This window comes from Paenibacillus sp. 32O-W (assembly GCF_007679495.1).
Lineage (GTDB): Bacteria > Bacillota > Bacilli > Paenibacillales > NBRC-103111 > Paenibacillus_L > Paenibacillus_L residui.
In genome coordinates, this window is record NZ_VEGP01000195.1 from 1 (window position 1) to 336 (window position 336).

The following is a 336-nucleotide window of genomic DNA, read 5'->3' on the forward strand; positions in this document are numbered from 1 at the left end:
GTGGACGCTGACGGGATCGAACCGCCGACCCTCTGCTTGTAAGGCAGATGCTCTCCCAGCTGAGCTAAGCGTCCAAACGTACATGACCCGTACGGGATTCGAACCCGTGTTACCGCCGTGAAAGGGCGGTGTCTTAACCGCTTGACCAACGGGCCATATGTATTATGGCGGAGAGAGAGGGATTCGAACCCTCGAGACGCTTGTGACGCCTACACGATTTCCAATCGTGCTCCTTCGGCCAACTCGGACACCTCTCCAGATGGCTCCCCGAACAGGACTCGAACCTGTGACAACTCGGTTAACAGCCGAGTGCTCTACCAACTGAGCTATCAGGGA

Annotated in this window: 4 tRNA genes; all 4 read right to left on the reverse strand. The window is 56.8% G+C overall.

The annotated features are described in order from the left end of the window. Position 1: 1 nt before the first annotated feature. Positions 2-74 (reverse strand) — tRNA-Val (locus FS806_RS25405). Positions 75-83: 9 nt separating this feature from the next. Beyond that, positions 84-155 (reverse strand) — tRNA-Glu (locus FS806_RS25410). 10 nt (positions 156-165) lie between these two features. Continuing rightward, positions 166-257, reverse strand: a tRNA-Ser gene (locus tag FS806_RS25415). 3 nt (positions 258-260) lie between these two features. Further along, positions 261-336: transfer RNA gene (locus tag FS806_RS25420), tRNA-Asn, on the reverse strand.